8 protein-coding genes, 3 rRNA genes and 1 pseudogene are annotated in these 16,657 nt (G+C 68.1%); 10 read left to right on the top strand and 2 right to left on the bottom strand.

Going from position 1 to position 16,657, the window contains the following annotated elements; genetic code table 11:
* Nucleotides 1-67 precede the first annotated feature (67 nt).
* Nucleotides 68-1,987 (top strand): outer membrane protein assembly factor BamB family protein, encoded by a 1,920-nt coding sequence (locus OG500_RS11680; protein WP_329579471.1) that lies wholly within the window; start codon nucleotides 68-70, stop codon nucleotides 1,985-1,987.
* A gap of 107 nt (nucleotides 1,988-2,094) precedes the next feature.
* Here the strand turns inward: OG500_RS11680 and OG500_RS11675 are convergent, their stop codons facing one another.
* Complete coding sequence (locus OG500_RS11675) at nucleotides 2,095-2,643, bottom strand: HNH endonuclease (protein WP_329579468.1); 549 nt, start codon at nucleotides 2,641-2,643, stop codon at nucleotides 2,095-2,097.
* A gap of 172 nt (nucleotides 2,644-2,815) precedes the next feature.
* Between OG500_RS11675 and OG500_RS11670 the strand changes: the two genes are divergently transcribed.
* The 7 genes and pseudogenes from OG500_RS11670 to OG500_RS11640 all read left to right on the top strand — a co-directional run bounded on the left by OG500_RS11670 (nucleotide 2,816) and on the right by OG500_RS11640 (nucleotide 13,240).
* Nucleotides 2,816-3,481, top strand: coding sequence for a DNA-3-methyladenine glycosylase (locus tag OG500_RS11670; RefSeq protein WP_442907024.1), 666 nt, complete (start codon nucleotides 2,816-2,818; stop codon nucleotides 3,479-3,481).
* A gap of 99 nt (nucleotides 3,482-3,580) precedes the next feature.
* The gene (tyrS, locus tag OG500_RS11665; protein WP_327066484.1) at nucleotides 3,581-4,846 is read left to right on the top strand and encodes a tyrosine--tRNA ligase; all 1,266 of its coding nucleotides are present in this window, start codon (nucleotides 3,581-3,583) and stop codon (nucleotides 4,844-4,846) included.
* Nucleotides 4,847-5,487: 641 nt separating this feature from the next.
* A 16S ribosomal RNA gene (locus OG500_RS11660) occupies nucleotides 5,488-7,009 on the top strand.
* Nucleotides 7,010-7,284: 275 nt separating this feature from the next.
* A 23S ribosomal RNA gene (locus OG500_RS11655) occupies nucleotides 7,285-10,404 on the top strand.
* A gap of 163 nt (nucleotides 10,405-10,567) precedes the next feature.
* A 5S ribosomal RNA gene (gene rrf, locus OG500_RS11650) occupies nucleotides 10,568-10,684 on the top strand.
* The 16S, 23S and 5S rRNA genes sit together here, the layout of an rRNA operon.
* Before the next feature lie 621 nt (nucleotides 10,685-11,305).
* A pseudogene (locus tag OG500_RS38165) lies at nucleotides 11,306-11,767 on the top strand (DEAD/DEAH box helicase); the annotation flags it as partial.
* A gap of 555 nt (nucleotides 11,768-12,322) precedes the next feature.
* Entirely contained in the window at nucleotides 12,323-13,240 is a 918-nt protein-coding gene (locus OG500_RS11640) for a tetratricopeptide repeat protein (RefSeq protein WP_327071517.1), read from the top strand.
* Between the two features lie 93 nt (nucleotides 13,241-13,333).
* Here OG500_RS11640 and OG500_RS11635 read toward each other — a convergent pair whose 3' ends face one another.
* Nucleotides 13,334-14,713, bottom strand: coding sequence for a DUF1015 domain-containing protein (locus OG500_RS11635; RefSeq protein WP_329579465.1), 1,380 nt, complete (start codon nucleotides 14,711-14,713; stop codon nucleotides 13,334-13,336).
* Nucleotides 14,714-15,072: 359 nt separating this feature from the next.
* On the opposite strand from OG500_RS11635, the gene OG500_RS11630 reads away from it, so the two are divergent.
* Both OG500_RS11630 and OG500_RS11625 read left to right on the top strand, forming a co-directional pair.
* The gene (locus OG500_RS11630; RefSeq protein ID WP_329579461.1) at nucleotides 15,073-15,615 is read left to right on the top strand and encodes a tetratricopeptide repeat protein; all 543 of its coding nucleotides are present in this window, start codon (nucleotides 15,073-15,075) and stop codon (nucleotides 15,613-15,615) included.
* On the top strand, nucleotides 15,612-16,655 hold the full coding sequence (locus tag OG500_RS11625; RefSeq protein ID WP_327066481.1) for an HAD-IIA family hydrolase: 1,044 nt from the start codon (nucleotides 15,612-15,614) through the stop codon (nucleotides 16,653-16,655). Before OG500_RS11630 ends, OG500_RS11625 begins: the two co-directional genes overlap by 4 nt.
* Nucleotides 16,656-16,657: the final 2 nt, after the last annotated feature.

The raw sequence follows: 16,657 nt of genomic DNA, 5'->3' as shown, positions 1-16,657 counted from the left end.
CGGTCGGTACGGGTGGGCGGCGTGAGATGCTGTCCGTCGTTGTACGCAGTCGGGACGGACGGAACGCATGGCTCAGGACTTCCCCCCAGCCGCCGACCGGGGGTACCCCCAGGACAGCAGCGGGCCTGATCCCGCCGCCTACGGGCAGCAGCAGGGCTGGTACCCGAACGAGCAGCAGCCCTACGGGACGGCGCAGCCCTACCCGGGGGAGCAGTACGCGGGCGAGCAGTACGCCGCCGACCCGTACGCCCCCGGCGAGTACCCCAACGCCCAGCACCCCGGCGAGCAGTACGCCGGAGAGCAGTACGCCGGCGACGGGCAGCCCTGGGAGTGGCCCGAGGCCTACCAGGGCATCCCCGAGCAGCAGCACTACCAGGCGGGCGAGGAGTTCGGCCGGCCGAGCGAGCCGCCGCTCTACGCCGACCAGTTCGCCGCCGGGCCCGGCACGGAGGAGAGCGCGGTGACCACCACCGCGGAGTTCTCCGCCGTCGAGTCGCCCGACACCCCCGGATCCGCCGCCGACCCCGAGGCGCCCGTCGATCCCGAGGCGCCCCCCGCGAAGCCGTCCCGCTCCCGCCGTGGCGGCGGCAGTGCTGCGGCCGCCACCGACGGCTCGCTGATCGGCCGCGTGCGCGGCGCCGCGCAGGGCGCGCTCGGTTCCGTGCTCAACACCGAGGGCGCCCCCGGCCACCGGACGCTGCTGATCCGGGTCGCCGCCGGCGTCGCCGCCCTCGGCGTCCTGGTGACCGCCGGCGTGGTCGCCACCAGCGGCGGCAGCACGCACCACGACAACACCGCGGCCCCCTCCAGCGACCCCGGCTTCGCCGTCGCGCACAACAAGATCTGGTCCGCCCAGCCCGCCGGCGCACCGCAGGCAGGCGCCGACGACACCCTGATCGGCAGCTGGCTGCTGGCCGACGCGCTGGTCCGCGCGGACGGCAGCGGCGTGCACGCCTACGATCCGGCCACCGGCAAGCCCACCTGGAACCTGGACGCCCCCGCGGCCGGTGCCACCCCCTGCGGCATGTCGCCCACCGTCAACCCCTCCGGGATCGGCGCCGTGCTCTTCCACGCCCAGGCCGATCCGAAGAGCCCCTGCACCCAGCTCGCCGCCGTGGACACCAAGGCCGGCAAGACCGCCTGGACCAAGCAGCTCTCCGACCACAACCCCTACGCGGCCCAGGTCGCGGTCACCGACGACAAGGTGGTCGCGGTCGGCGACGACAAGGCCATCGCCTGGGGCTCCGCCGACGGCAAGGACGCCTGGCAGTACGGCGGCCAGGGCAAGTTCTGCACGCTGTCCGGCAGCGCCTCCGGTGCCACCGTCCTGCTGCACAGCAGCTGCGTCGACAGCAACCCGGGCGACCAGGTGGTCGCGCTGGGCACCGCCGACGGCAAGACGCTCTGGGCCAAGGGCCTGCCCACCCAGCCCAGGACCGCCACCGTGCTCTCCGCCGAGCCGGCCGTGATGCTGACCACCGGGGACCAGCCGACCGACGACAAGGTGCTCACCTGGAACGCCAACGGCGACCAGGCCGCCACCATCCCGGTCAGCGACCCCGGCGGCGGCCGGCTGGACGTCACCCGCGGCACCTTCGACGCGCTGCCCGGCGTCTTCTTCCAGGACCACAGCATGGTCACCACGCTGGTCGGCGCCGCCGGCGGCCCGACCTCGGCGGTCGCCTTCGACGTCACCAACGGCAAGCAGCTGTGGCGCACCCCGGCCAGCGAGAAGGGCACCGTCCGGGCCGTCGGCCTGGACAACGGCACCCTGGTGCTGGCCGCCGACGAGCGCACCGACCAGCCGGCCCACCTGAGCCGCATCACCCTGACCACCGGTCAGGAGAGCGTCGGCGGCGGCTTCCCGCCCGCCACCGGCTCGCTGCTCACCTCGGGCCGGGTGCTGATGGGCGCCGACCGGGTCGTCGCCGTCCCCGGCCACTCGGCCAACTTCGGTGTGGCCACGGCCTTCCAGGCCAAGGGCTGATCGCGCGCGAGCCCGGTGGTGATCCGGTGGGCCGGCCTGTCCCCTGAGCAGGCCGGTCCACCGGACGTCCGTGCCCCCCGGTCCGGTGGGCCCGCGCGGTCGTCGCCTCAGCCCACGGCGACCGCGACCGGCTGGGCCCCGCCCGGCTGGGCGGCGCGCGGCAGCCAGGGAGCCAACTCGCCGGCCTCACCGGCCCGCAGGCCCAGCGCCAGCAGCAGGGTGGCCTCCGGGGTCGGCTCGAACGGGCGCCGCAGCAGCGCCATCCCGGCCTGCTCCGGAGTCCGGTCGGCCTTGCGCTGGTTGTCGGTGGCGCACGCCGCCACGGTGTTCAGCCAGCTGTCGGCGCCCCCGCGCGACTTGGGCAGGACGTGGTCCACCGTGGTCGCCCGGCGCCCGCAGTAGGCGCACAGGTGCTGGTCCCGCACCAGCACGCCCCGCCGCGACCACGGGGCCCGTTGTCGGAACGGCACTCTGACGTACCGCCGCAGTCTGATCACCCGGGGCACCGGTACCGAGAGCCCGGCGGCACGCATCGCACGCAGGGGATGAACCTGCTCGACCACGGCCTTGTCCTGGAGCACCAGCACCACTGCACGCTGCAGGGACACCGTCGACAGCGGCTCGTAGCTCGCGTTCAGCACCAACGTGTTGCGCATTCCGGACACCTCCCAGGCCCGTCCGCCACCCCGGCGGACCCGACCACTGTGACCGCCAAGCACCTTGTCCGACAACGGAATTTCCCCCGCTCAGCCGCCGGGTGACGGCGGGCGGGCCGCCCCCCTGCCGCCGCCCGGCCGACTGTCGGCGCCCGCCGTTAGGCTCGGACCCGTGGCCACCGACAGCTCCGCCGAGCACCCCGACGACGGGCCCGCCGCCCTGCCGCGCGCCTTCTTCGACCGCCCCTCCACCGAGGTCGCCCCCGAGCTGCTCGGCCGCCGGCTGCGCTGCACGCTGCCCACGGGCACCGTCGAGCTGCGGCTGACCGAGGTCGAGGCCTACCAGGGTCCGGACGACCCCGCCTCGCACGCGTTCCGTGGGCCCACCGCGCGCAACGCCGTGATGTTCGGCCCACCCGGCCACGCCTACGTCTACTTCACCTACGGCATGCACTACTGCCTCAACCTGGTCTGCGGCCCCGCCCTGCACCCCGGCGGGGTCCTGCTGCGAGCCGGCGAGGTGACGGCGGGAGCGGAGCTGGCCCGCACCCGCCGGCCCACCAGCCGCCGCGACCACGACCTCGCCCAGGGCCCGGCCCGGTTGGCCCAGGCGCTCGGCGTCGACCGGGCCCAGAACGGCGAGGACGTGATCGAGGGCCCGGTCTTCCGCCTGCTGCCCGGCACCCCGCCGCCCGCCGCGCTGATCCGCTCCGGCCCGCGCACCGGGGTCTCCACCGCCGCCGACACGCCCTGGCGCTTCTGGATCGAGGGCGAGCCGTCCGTCAGCCCCTACCGGGCCCACACCCCGCGGCGCAGGCCGCTGGGTAAAACCGCGTAGCGCGGACCGCGTAGTCTCGGACAGGCTGGAACCCGACGGAATTCCCTTCCCGGACCGCCCCCCAGCCGCGGCCCGGACCGACCAAGGAGAAGCGTGACCGTGACGGACATCGTCGACGAGCTGCGGTGGCGAGGGCTGATCGCCCTGTCCACCGACGAGGACGCATTGCGCAAGGCGTTCGCGGACGGCCCGGTCACCTTCTATTGCGGATTCGACCCGACCGCGCCGAGCCTGCACCTCGGCAACCTGGTGCAGATCCTCACGATGCGCCGGATCCAGCAGGCCGGAAACCTGCCGCTGGGCCTGGTCGGCGGTGCGACGGGCCTGATCGGTGATCCCAAGCCGACGGCCGAGCGGGTGCTCAACGCCCCCGAGACGGTGGCCGCCTGGGTGGACCGGCTGCGCGGCCAGATCGAGAAGTTCCTCGACTTCGAGGGTCCGTTCGCCGCCCGCATGGTCAACAACCTGGACTGGACCTCGGGCCTGTCCGCGATCAACCTGCTGCGCGACATCGGCAAGTACTTCCGGGTCAACAACATGATCGCCAAGGAGGCCGTCGCCCGGCGGCTCAACTCCGACGCGGGCATCAGCTACACCGAGTTCAGCTACCAGATCCTGCAGGGCATGGACTACCTGGAGCTGAACCGCCGCTACGACTGCACCCTGCAGACCGGCGGCAGCGACCAGTGGGGCAACCTGACGGCCGGCACGGACCTGATCCGCAAGGCCGACGGCAAGTCCGCGCACGCGCTGGCCACCCCGCTGATCGTCAAGGCGGACGGCACCAAGTTCGGCAAGACGGAGACCGGCACGATCTGGCTCGACCCCGAGCTGACCACGCCGTACGCCTTCTACCAGTTCTGGCTCAACACGGACGACCGCGACGTCTCCAACTTCCTGCGGATCTTCAGCTTCCGCTCGAAGGAGGAGATCGAGGAGCTGGAGCGGGAGACCGCCGAGCGCCCGGCCGCCCGGCTCGCCCAGCGCGCCCTGGCCGAGGAGCTGACCACCATGCTCCACGGCGCCGAGCAGTACCAGCGCGTGGTGGCGGCCTCCAAGGCGCTGTTCGGCCAGGGCGACCTCGCCGAGCTGGAGCCCGCGACGCTGACCTCCGCGCTGGCCGAGGTGCCCAAGGCCACCGTCACCGAGCTGGCCCCGATGGCCGATCTGCTGGTGGCCGTCGGCCTGGCTCCCAGCCGCTCGGCCGCCCGCCGGACGCTGAAGGAGGGCGGCGCCTACCTCAACAACGCGAAGGTCGCGGACGAGGACGCGGTGCCGACCACCGACGACCTGCTGCACGGCCGCTGGCTGGTGCTGCGTCGCGGAAAGCGGAACCTCGCCGCGGTCGAGCTGACGGGTGCATGAGTCAACCGAGAACTGACGCCAGCTCACGCCGACGAAGCGTGAGTATGCGTCAGGTGGCTTGAAATGCATCGCCACTGAGCTGCGACTGCTTGCCCGAGGGGCCAGATCTGGTCAGATCTGGCCCCTCAGTGTTTGACGCGACCGCCCAGCTGGCCTAGTGTTGTCCGAGTCGCCTGATCCGGACGGACGGAAGGGGCAGCCGAGAGGCCGGCCCGAACCCACCCGGAGCGACCATCAGATTTGCCGATTTAAAACCTCGCTTATTCCTCCGGGATTCAGCATGGTCCGGACCCGATCCGGAAATACGGTAAAGTGGCGGTCGCCGCGGAAAAGGCGGACCTGGCCAGCCAGGAAGTCGGAAAAGGCACTGAGCCGGATCTGATAAGCTGGAAACACGAAAGAACGAAGCGCCCGGAGGGGCCACGGAAGTGGCTGCAAAGGAAGCGTCCGTTCCTTGAGAACTCAACAGCGTGCCAAAAGTCAACGCCAGATATGTTGACATCCCCGGCCTTGGTCTTCGGACTGGGGTTGGAGATTCCTTTTGAAGTAAAACACTAGCGAGGACGCAGTGCGCGAGGCCACCCTATTCCGGTGGTTGTCGTGCCGCTCGACGCGGGTGTCGACCCGATTACGGGTAAACATTCACGGAGAGTTTGATCCTGGCTCAGGACGAACGCTGGCGGCGTGCTTAACACATGCAAGTCGAACGGTGAAGCCCTTCGGGGTGGATCAGTGGCGAACGGGTGAGTAACACGTGGGCAATCTGCCCTGCACTCTGGGACAAGCCCTGGAAACGGGGTCTAATACCGGATACGACCTTCCTCTGCATGGGGGTTGGTGGAAAGCTCCGGCGGTGCAGGATGAGCCCGCGGCCTATCAGCTTGTTGGTGGGGTAATGGCCTACCAAGGCGACGACGGGTAGCCGGCCTGAGAGGGCGACCGGCCACACTGGGACTGAGACACGGCCCAGACTCCTACGGGAGGCAGCAGTGGGGAATATTGCACAATGGGCGAAAGCCTGATGCAGCGACGCCGCGTGAGGGATGACGGCCTTCGGGTTGTAAACCTCTTTCAGCAGGGAAGAAGCGCAAGTGACGGTACCTGCAGAAGAAGCACCGGCTAACTACGTGCCAGCAGCCGCGGTAATACGTAGGGTGCGAGCGTTGTCCGGAATTATTGGGCGTAAAGAGCTCGTAGGCGGCCTGTCGCGTCGGATGTGAAAGCCCGGGGCTTAACCCCGGGTCTGCATTCGATACGGGCAGGCTAGAGTGTGGTAGGGGAGATCGGAATTCCTGGTGTAGCGGTGAAATGCGCAGATATCAGGAGGAACACCGGTGGCGAAGGCGGATCTCTGGGCCATTACTGACGCTGAGGAGCGAAAGCGTGGGGAGCGAACAGGATTAGATACCCTGGTAGTCCACGCCGTAAACGTTGGGAACTAGGTGTTGGCGACATTCCACGTCGTCGGTGCCGCAGCTAACGCATTAAGTTCCCCGCCTGGGGAGTACGGCCGCAAGGCTAAAACTCAAAGGAATTGACGGGGGCCCGCACAAGCAGCGGAGCATGTGGCTTAATTCGACGCAACGCGAAGAACCTTACCAAGGCTTGACATATACCGGAAACGGCTAGAGATAGTCGCCCCCTTGTGGTCGGTATACAGGTGGTGCATGGTTGTCGTCAGCTCGTGTCGTGAGATGTTGGGTTAAGTCCCGCAACGAGCGCAACCCTTGTTCTGTGTTGCCAGCATGCCTTTCGGGGTGATGGGGACTCACAGGAGACTGCCGGGGTCAACTCGGAGGAAGGTGGGGACGACGTCAAATCATCATGCCCCTTATGTCTTGGGCTGCACACGTGCTACAATGGTCGGTACAAAGGGCTGCGATACCGTGAGGTGGAGCGAATCCCAAAAAGCCGGCCTCAGTTCGGATTGGGGTCTGCAACTCGACCCCATGAAGTTGGAGTTGCTAGTAATCGCAGATCAGCATGCTGCGGTGAATACGTTCCCGGGCCTTGTACACACCGCCCGTCACGTCACGAAAGTCGGTAACACCCGAAGCCGGTGGCCTAACCCTTGGGAGGGAGCCGTCGAAGGTGGGACCAGCGATTGGGACGAAGTCGTAACAAGGTAGCCGTACCGGAAGGTGCGGCTGGATCACCTCCTTTCTAAGGAGCACATGGCCGGATGCGAGCGAATGTCTCGCACGGTTGCTCATGGGTGGAACGTTGACTATTCGGCACACTGGGTGATGGTTCGTGAGTACTGCTTCGGCGTGGAAAGCGTTCTTGAGTCTGGTGTGTCGGGCACGTTGTTGGGTCCTGAGGGAACGAGTAATCGTTGTCTCAGTGCCGGTCCCACGGACCGACCTGGTGTTTGCCGGGTTGTGTAGGTGGGTGTCTGGTCGTTGTTTGAGAACTGCACAGTGGACGCGAGCATCTGTGGCCAAGTTTTTAAGGGCGCACGGTGGATGCCTTGGCACTAGGAACCGATGAAGGACGTGGGAGGCCGCGATAGGCCCCGGGGAGCTGTCAACCGAGCTTTGATCCGGGGGTGTCCGAATGGGGAAACCCGGCAGTCGTCATGGGCTGTCACCCATACCTGAACACATAGGGTATGTGGAGGGAACGCGGGGAAGTGAAACATCTCAGTACCCGCAGGAAGAGAAAACAACCGTGATTCCGGGAGTAGTGGCGAGCGAAACCGGATGAGGCTAAACCGTTGTGGTGTGAGACCCGGCAGGGGTTGCCACTTCGGGGTCGTGGGAAAGTTCTTCGGTCGTCTGCCGGCGATCGGGTGAGTCAGAAACCGTATGGGTAGTCGAAGGACATGCGAAAGGTCCGGCGTAGAGGGTAAGACCCCCGTAGACGAAACTTGTACGGCTCACTTGAGCTTCTCCCAAGTAGCACGGAGCCCGAGAAATTCCGTGTGAATCTGGCGGGACCACCCGCTAAGCCTAAATATTCCCTAGTGACCGATAGCGGATAGTACCGTGAGGGAATGGTGAAAAGTACCGCGGGAGCGGAGTGAAATAGTACCTGAAACCGTGTGCCTACAAGCCGTGGGAGCGTCGTTGGTCAGCTTGCTGATCAGCCGTGACTGCGTGCCTTTTGAAGAATGAGCCTGCGAGTTTGCGGTGTGTAGCGAGGTTAACCCGTGTGGGGTAGCCGTAGCGAAAGCGAGTCCGAATAGGGCGGTTGAGTTGCATGCCCAAGACCCGAAGCGGAGTGATCTAGCCATGGGCAGGTTGAAGCGCGGGTAAGACCGCGTGGAGGACCGAACCCACCAGGGTTGAAAACCTGGGGGATGACCTGTGGTTAGGGGTGAAAGGCCAATCAAACTCCGTGATAGCTGGTTCTCCCCGAAATGCATTTAGGTGCAGCGTCACGTGTTTCTTGCCGGAGGTAGAGCACTGGATAGGCGATGGGCCTTACCGGGTTACTGACCTTAGCCAAACTCCGAATGCCGGTAAGTGAGAGCGTGGCAGTGAGACTGTGGGGGATAAGCTCCATGGTCGAGAGGGAAACAGCCCAGAACACCGACTAAGGTCCCTAAGCGTGTGCTAAGTGGGAAAGGATGTGGAGTCGCAGAGACAACCAGGAGGTTGGCTTAGAAGCAGCCACCCTTGAAAGAGTGCGTAATAGCTCACTGGTCAAGTGATTCCGCGCCGACAATGTAGCGGGGCTCAAGCACACCACCGAAGTCGTGTCATTCACAGAATACGCCCAACGGCGCTGTGGATGGGTAGGGGAGCGTCGTGTGCCGGGTGAAGCGGCGGAGGAATCCAGTCGTGGACGGTATACGAGTGAGAATGCAGGCATGAGTAGCGATACAAGAGTGGGAAACTCTTGCGCCGATTGACCAAGGGTTCCTGGGTCAAGCTGATCTGCCCAGGGTAAGTCGGGACCTAAGGCGAGGCCGACAGGCGTAGTCGATGGACAACGGGTTGATATTCCCGTACCCGCTTTGAAGCGCCAACGCTGAACCTCTGAATGCTAAAGCCGTGAAGCCGGCCCGGAGTCTTCGGACAATGGGACGTGGTGGAGCCGCTGATCCAACAGGGTATTAGGTGAGCGATGGGGTGACGCAGGAAGGTAGTCCAGCCCGGGCGGTGGTTGTCCCGGGGTAAGGGTGTAGGCCGAGTGATAGGCAAATCCGTCACTCATTAAGGCTGAGACCTGATGCCGAGCCGATTGTGGTGAAGTGGATGATCCTATGCTGTCGAGAAAAGCCTCTAGCGAGTTTCATGGCGGCCCGTACCCCAAACCGACTCAGGTGGTCAGGTAGAGAATACCGAGGCGTTCGGGTGAACTATGGTTAAGGAACTCGGCAAAATGCCCCCGTAACTTCGGGAGAAGGGGGGCCGGAACTGGTGGAGGCACTTGCTGCCCGAGCTGGGGCCGGCCGCAGAGACCAGCGAGAAGCGACTGTTTACTAAAAACACAGGTCCGTGCGAAGCCGTAAGGCGATGTATACGGACTGACGCCTGCCCGGTGCTGGAACGTTAAGGGGACCGGTTAGCTCTGATTCGTCGGGGCGAAGCTGAGAACTTAAGCGCCAGTAAACGGCGGTGGTAACTATAACCATCCTAAGGTAGCGAAATTCCTTGTCGGGTAAGTTCCGACCTGCACGAATGGCGTAACGACTTCTCGACTGTCTCAACCATAGGCCCGGTGAAATTGCATTACGAGTAAAGATGCTCGTTTCGCGCAGCAGGACGGAAAGACCCCGGGACCTTTACTATAGCTTGATATTGGTGTTCGGTTCGGCTTGTGTAGGATAGGTGGGAGACTTTGAAGCGGCAACGCCAGTTGTTGTGGAGTCGACGTTGAAATACCACTCTGGTCGTGCTGGATGTCTAACCTGGGTCCGTGATCCGGATCAGGGACAGTGTCTGGTGGGTAGTTTAACTGGGGCGGTTGCCTCCTAAAGAGTAACGGAGGCGCCCAAAGGTTCCCTCAGCCTGGTTGGCAATCAGGTGTTGAGTGTAAGTGCACAAGGGAGCTTGACTGTGAGACCGACGGGTCGAGCAGGTGCGAAAGCAGGGACTAGTGATCCGGCGGTGGCTTGTGGAAGCGCCGTCGCTCAACGGATAAAAGGTACCCCGGGGATAACAGGCTGATCTTCCCCAAGAGTCCATATCGACGGGATGGTTTGGCACCTCGATGTCGGCTCGTCGCATCCTGGGGCTGGAGTAGGTCCCAAGGGTTGGGCTGTTCGCCCATTAAAGCGGTACGCGAGCTGGGTTTAGAACGTCGTGAGACAGTTCGGTCCCTATCCGCTGTGCGCGTAGGAGTGTTGAGAAGGGCTGTCCCTAGTACGAGAGGACCGGGACGGACGAACCTCTGGTGTGCCAGTTGTCCTGCCAAGGGCATGGCTGGTTGGCTACGTTCGGGAGGGATAACCGCTGAAAGCATCTAAGCGGGAAGCCTGCTTCGAGATGAGCACTCCCACCTCCTTGAGAGGGTAAGGCTCCCAGTAGACGACTGGGTTGATAGGCCGGATGTGGAAGCCCTGTAAGGGGTGGAGCTGACCGGTACTAATAGGCCGAGGGCTTGTCCTCAGACGCTCGCGTTCACTGTGTGGTTCCCGGGTAGCGAACAGCTATCGCCGGCGAACACTGAGCCGATTTATCGGCTCTGCCACTGGGTCGATTTATTTCGACTCCGGCAAACAAAGAAACACTTATCAACTGAAAAGTGTGTTCGCTGAATACCCAATAGGGTTTCGGTGGTCATAGCATGAGGGAAACGCCCGGTTACATTCCGAACCCGGAAGCTAAGCCTCATAGCGCCGATGGTACTGCAGGGGGGACCCTGTGGGAGAGTAGGACGCCGCCGAACAATTATTCAAAGGCCGTGGCCCCAGCGATGAGCTGGGGCCACGGCCTTTTTGTTTTTCACGAACCACTTGATCCCGCGCAGCCCGCCCGCTGTCCCCCAGCGCGAGCCTGCTGCTGATGCTTGACAATGAAGAAGGTGCCTGGCCCAGCGGCCGGCATCGTGCCGCGTCGGGCATCCCCCTGCCCGACCTGCGGCGAAGCTGATGATGTAGAAGGAGTCACCGCGATGTCGAACCCGCCCCAGGACCGCCCCGACCGTCGATCGGACGATGGCCGAGGCCACGAGTCCCGCTCGCGCGGTGGCTGGTCGAACGACCGTGGCCCGCGCCGCGACGACCGTCCCTCCACCGGTGACCGTGGCGGCTTCCGTCGCGACGACCGTCCGTCCTACGGTGACCGCGACCGCGGTGGCGACCGTGGCGGGGACCGCGGTGGTGACCGTGGTGGGTTCCGTCGTGACGACCGTCCCTCGACCGGTGACCGTGGCGGCTTCCGTCGTGACGACCGTCCGTCCTACGGTGACCGTGACCGCGGTGGCGACCGTGGTGGGTTCCGTCGTGACGACCGTCCCTCGACCGGTGACCGTGGTGGGTTCCGTCGTGACGACCGTCCGTCCACGGGTGACCGTGGCGGCTTCCGTCGTGACGACCGCCCCTCGTTCGGTGACCGTGACCGCGGTGGCGACCGTGGTGGGTTCCGTCGTGACGACCGTCCCTCGACCGGCGACCGTGGCGGCTTCCGTCGTGACGACCGTCCGTCCACGGGTGACCGTGGCGGCTTCCGTCGTGACGACCGCCCGTCCTACGGTGACCGTGACCGCGGTGGCGACCGTGGTGGGTTCCGTCGTGACGACCGTCCCTCGACCGGCGACCGTGGCGGCTTCCGTCGTGACGACCGTCCCTCGACCGGTGACCGTGGTGGGTTCCGTCGTGACGACCGTCCCTCGACCGGTGACCGTGGTGGGTTCCGTCGTGACGACCGTCCGTCCACGGGTGACCGTGGCGGCTTCCGCCGTGACGACCGTCCGTCCTACGGTGACCGTGACCGCGGTGGCGACCGTGGCGGGTTCCGTCGTGACGACCGTCCCTCGACCGGTGACCGTGGTGGGTTCCGTCGTGATGACCGTCCCTCGACCGGCGACCGTGGTGGCTTCCGTCGTGACGACCGTCCGTCCACGGGTGACCGTGGCGGCTTCCGTCGCAATGACCGTCCGTCCTACGGTGACCGTGACCGCGGTGGCGACCGTGGTGGGTTCCGTCGTGATGACCGTCCCTCGACCGGCGACCGTGGCGGCTTCCGTCGTGATGACCGTCCGTCCACGGGTGACCGTGGTGGGTTCCGTCGTGATGACCGTCCCTCGACCGGTGACCGTGGTGGGTTCCGTCGTGACGACCGTCCCTCGACCGGCGACCGTGGCGGCTTCCGTCGTGACGACCGCCCCTCGTTCGGTGACCGTGACCGCGGTGGCGACCGTGGCGGCTTCCGCCGCGAGGGTGGCCGCCCCTCCGGTGACCGCGACCGTGGCGGGGACCGCGGCGGCCGTTCCTACGGCGACCGTGGTGGCCGGTTCGAGGGGCGCCGTGACGACCGTGGCGGCGACCGTGGTGGCTACGACGACCGTCGCGGCCACCAGGAGCCGGTGCAGCGCCTCGCCATCCCCGAGGACGTCACCGGGACGGAGATCGACGGGGACGTGCGCCAGGAGCTGCTGAGCCTGCCCAAGACGCTCGCCGACGATGTGGCGCGCAACCTGGTGATGGTCGCCCGCCTGCTCGACAGCGAGCCGGAGGAGGCCTACAAGTACGCCCGCGTGGCGCTCCGCCTGGCCTCCCGCGTGCCGTCGGTGCGCGAGGCGGCGGGCTTCGCGGCCTACATGACGCAGCGCTACTCCGAGGCGCTGACCGAGTTCCGCGCCGCGCGCCGGATGACCGGTCGCTCGGACCTCTGGCCGGTGATGGCCGACTGCGAGCGCGGTCTGGGCCGTCCGGAGCGGGCGCTGGCGATGGCCGGCGAGCCCGAGGTGAAGCAGCTGGACAAGGCCGGCCAGGTCGAGATGCGCCTGGTCGCGGCCGGTGCCCGCGCCGACCTGGGCCAGTTCGAGGCTGCCGTGGTCACCCTGCAGAGCCCGGAGCTCGCCTCCAGCGCGCTGCACCCGTGGACCGCCCGCCTGCGCTACGCCTACGCCGAGGCGCTGATCGCCGCCGACCGTGCGGACGAGGCGCGCGACTGGTTCGCCAAGGCCGCCGACGCCGACCCGGACGGCACCACCAACGCCTCCGAGCGGCTGGCCGAGATCGACGGGCTGGAGTTCGTCGACACCCTCGACCCGGAGCTCGAGGACGAGGCCGCCGAGGGCGAGGAGGACGAGGTGGCCGAGGCCGCCGAGCGCCCCGAGCCGCGCGGCCGTCGTACCGACCGCGAGGAGGGCACGGACGAGGTCATCTTCGAGGACGACGAGGACGTCGAGGAGTACTACGACGAGGACGACCTGGAGATGGAAGAGGCCGACGAGGCCGAGGTCGCCCGCGCCCTGCGTGACCGCGAGGACAACCGCTGAGCACCAGTTGCCGGTGAGTAGTGCGTGACAGGGGAGGAGGCTCCCGCCCGGCCGGGCAGGAGCCTCCTCCCTTTCGCTACTTCCTCGGGCGGGTCAGCCCAGTTCGAGGCTCCGCAGCACCAGCCCGGTGGCGGGCTTGGGGCCGAAGGAGGTGGACTTGCGCGGCATGGTGACCCCCTGCTCGGCGAGCCGGCGCACCACGCCCTCGTCCACCGGGTGCAGCAGGACGGCGGTGCCACCGGTTCTCGCCGCCTCCCGCTCGGCGGCCACGGCCGCGTGCAGGTAGCCGATGTCGTCCGGGCCGTCGGGGACCTGCCAGACGTGCTCCAGCAGGGTGGCGTGCAGCACGGTGGCGTCCAGGTGCCGCCACTCCTCGGGCTTCTCCTTGGGCACGGTGGCGTTGAGCAGCGCCTCGTCGGGGCCGGTGAGCAGGTGGTAGACCGAATCGCCGGCGGTGAGCACGAAGGCGTTGCCGCCCGCCAGCTTGGCCGCCGCCAGGGCGTCCAGTGCTTCGTTCAGGCCCCCGGACAGCTTCTCCAGCTGCCAGCCGTCCTCGGCCGTGTTCAGCGCCACCAGCGCGCGTTCGAGCGGCAGCCGGAAGAGCACCCGGTGGATCGCCCGCACCCGCAGCGGGTAGCGGGCGGTGTCCACCAGCAGAACCATGCCGCGGTCCCAGGGGCTGAACGGCAGGTGGCGGTGCTCGCGCTGGAGCCGCAGGTACATCTCCCAGCGGTGGTGCCCGTCGGCGATCAGGGCACGGCAGGTGGCCAGATCACGGGTGACCTCGGCCAGCTGGGCACGGTCGGTGACGGCCCACAGGCGGTGGCGGGTGCCGTCCGAGGTGGTGGTGGTGAGCAGCGGTTCCCGTTCCACGGTCCGCTCGATCACGGCCGCCGCGCCGCCCTTGCCCCGGTAGGTGAGCAGCAGCGGCTCCAGGTTGGCCCGGGTGGTGCGCATCAGGCCGACCCGGTCGGCGACCGGCCGGGGCATCACGTCCTCGTGCGGCAGCACCACCCCGCTCTCCCGGCCGCTGACGGCCAGGGCGCCGATCAGCCCGCGCTGCAGCAGCTCCCCGCTGGGGCTGTCGGCGGCGGTGCGCTGCTCGTAGACGTAGAGGGCCGGCTTCGGATCGGGCGCCAGCACGCCCTCGCCGAGCCAGCGCTTCAGCAGCCGGGCGGCGTGCCGGTAGCGGGTGTCCCGGTCGGGGCGCTCGCCGGTGTCGTCGGGTTCGGGGCGCGGGAGGATCAGGCGGACCACGTTGTGCGGGTCGGCGGTCTCCAGGCTGAGCCGCCGGTGCGGGTCGACCACGTCGTAGGGCGGGGAGGTGACGGCGGCCAGCGTGCCGACCCGTTCGGGGACGTACCGCAACCCGCGGAAGGGCGACAGGGACAGGCCCGCGGCCGCGACGTGTCCCGGGTTGCCGGGGCCGCCGTGCGGGGGTGTCGCGCCGCTTCCTGCACTGGGTGCACTCATCAGATCTCTCCCGTCGGGCTCCGGCCTGGTGGGCCGGGGAGGGTGGGGTCTCGGTCGGACCGTTGGACCGGAGGAGCAGGACGCCGGACTACGGGTCGTACGAGGGGTGGTGCACGCCGTGGTCGGCGCCTGCGGACTTGACAGCTTAGTTTCCGTCGCGGGTCCGCCGGATGGCCCGGTGGTGGCCGGGAACGGAAAGCCCCCTCCCGGATCCGCAGTGGCCTCGTCACTGTGAGGTGACCGGTGATCAAACCTGGGAAGGGTATCCGAGAACGGCGTTGTTTCCGAGATGGTGCGGGCTCCCACGATCGTTCGTACGAGCGGGAGCCGGTGGCAGGACGAGAGAAGTGAGGCCGAGCATGAGTGGTGGGCAGGAGCAGGCCGCGGGCGGAGCGGGCGAGCCGCCGGTGACCGGCAGCGCGGACGGGACCCCGCTGGGTGACGTGTACGACTGGTTCCGCCGGGGCGAGCAGCTGCTGGCCGAGGGCCATCCGGCGGCGGCCGAGCAGCTGCTGGCGCGGGCGGCGGCGGCCGAGCCGTCCTCCAGGAGCATCCGGGAGGCGCTGGCCAGGGCCCAGTTCGACGTGGGCTCCTACCGGGCGGCGCTGGAGAGCTTCCGGGTGGTGGCGCTGGCCGATCCGTCCGACGACTACGCTCAGTTCGGCTGGGGGATCGCAGCCGCCAGACTCGGCGACTTCGAGACCTCGGTCGAACACCTGGCGCTGGCCGTGGCGATGCAGCCGCAGGTCGCGCACTACCAGGCGGCGCTGCGCCAGAGCAGGGCCACCCTGGCGGCCCGGGCGGGCGCCTTCGGCCCGCTGCTGCCCGGCGCCCCGGGCTACCTGCCGCCGCAGTCGGGCGGCCGGTCCACCGATTCCGACGATAGGGAAGATCAGGCATGACGAACCCGCAGGCTCCCGGCCACAGTGACAAGCCGCTGATGGCGGCCTACGACACGGCGCTGCTCGACCTGGACGGCGTGGTCTACGCCGGCCCGTCGGCGATCGAGCACGCGGTGGACTCGCTGGACGCGGCCCGGGCGGCCGGCATGCGGCTGGCCTACGTCACCAACAACGCCTCGCGTCCGCCCCGGGTGGTCGCCGAGCACCTCACCGAGCTGGGCGTGCCGGCGGCGGCGAGCGACGTGATCAACTCCGCCCAGGCCGCCGCCCGGCTCGTCGCCGAGAAGGTGCCGGCGGGCTCGAAGGTGCTGGTCGTCGGCGGCCCGGGGCTGGTGGAGGCGCTCGCCGAGCGGGGGCTGGTGGCGGTCGAGTCGCTGGCCGACGGTCCGGCGGCCGTGGTGCAGGGCTTCGACCCCTCGGTGGGCTGGGAGCGCCTCGCCGAGGCCGCCTACGCGGTGGCTGCGGGCCTGCCCTGGGTGGCGTCCAACACCGACATGTCGATCCCCACCGCGCGCGGGGTGGCGCCGGGCAACGGGACGCTGGTGGCCGCCGTCCGGGCCGCGACCGGGGCCGAGCCGGAGGTGGCGGGCAAGCCGCTGCCGCCGATGCACCGCGAGACGGTGCTGCGCACGGGGGCCGAGCGCCCGCTGGTGGTCGGCGACCGGCTGGACACCGACATCGAGGGTGCCTACAACGGCGGGGTGGACAGCCTGCTGGTCTTCACCGGGGTCAGCACCCCCGCCCAGCTGCTCGCCGCGCCGCGGCAGCACCGGCCCACCTACCTGGCCGCCGACCTGCGCGGGCTGCTGGAGCCGCACCCGGCGGTGACGGCGGCGGCGGACGGCGGCTTCGAGTGCCGTGGCCGGTCCGCCCGCGTGGTGGACGGCGAGCTGCGCCTGGGCGGTGCCGGCGCGGCGCAGGGGTCCCAGGACGGGCGGTACGACGGGCTGCGGGCACTGTGCGCGGCGGCGTGGGCGGAGCTGGACCGTGGCGGGGAGCCGCTGGACGGGCGCAAGGTGCTGGCCGAGCTCGGGTTCTGAGC

Origin of the sequence: Kitasatospora sp. NBC_01250 (genome assembly GCF_036226465.1) — a bacterium.
GTDB lineage: Bacteria > Actinomycetota > Actinomycetes > Streptomycetales > Streptomycetaceae > Kitasatospora.
Note: the sequence above shows the minus strand (reverse complement) of the source record. Positions and strands in the feature narration are given on the sequence as shown.

Bases quoted from the DNA above. Each gene is read 5' to 3' on its own strand.
- OG500_RS11625 (WP_327066481.1), top strand. From the start codon at position 15,612: ATGACGAACCCGCAGGCTCCCGGCCACAGTGACAAGCCGCTGATGGCG.
- OG500_RS11630 (WP_329579461.1), top strand. From the start codon at position 15,073: ATGAGTGGTGGGCAGGAGCAGGCCGCGGGCGGAGCGGGCGAGCCGCCG.
- OG500_RS11675 (WP_329579468.1), bottom strand. From the start codon at position 2,643: ATGCGCAACACGTTGGTGCTGAACGCGAGCTACGAGCCGCTGTCGACG.
- OG500_RS11680 (WP_329579471.1), top strand. From the start codon at position 68: ATGGCTCAGGACTTCCCCCCAGCCGCCGACCGGGGGTACCCCCAGGAC.
- OG500_RS11635 (WP_329579465.1), bottom strand. From the start codon at position 14,713: ATGAGTGCACCCAGTGCAGGAAGCGGCGCGACACCCCCGCACGGCGGC.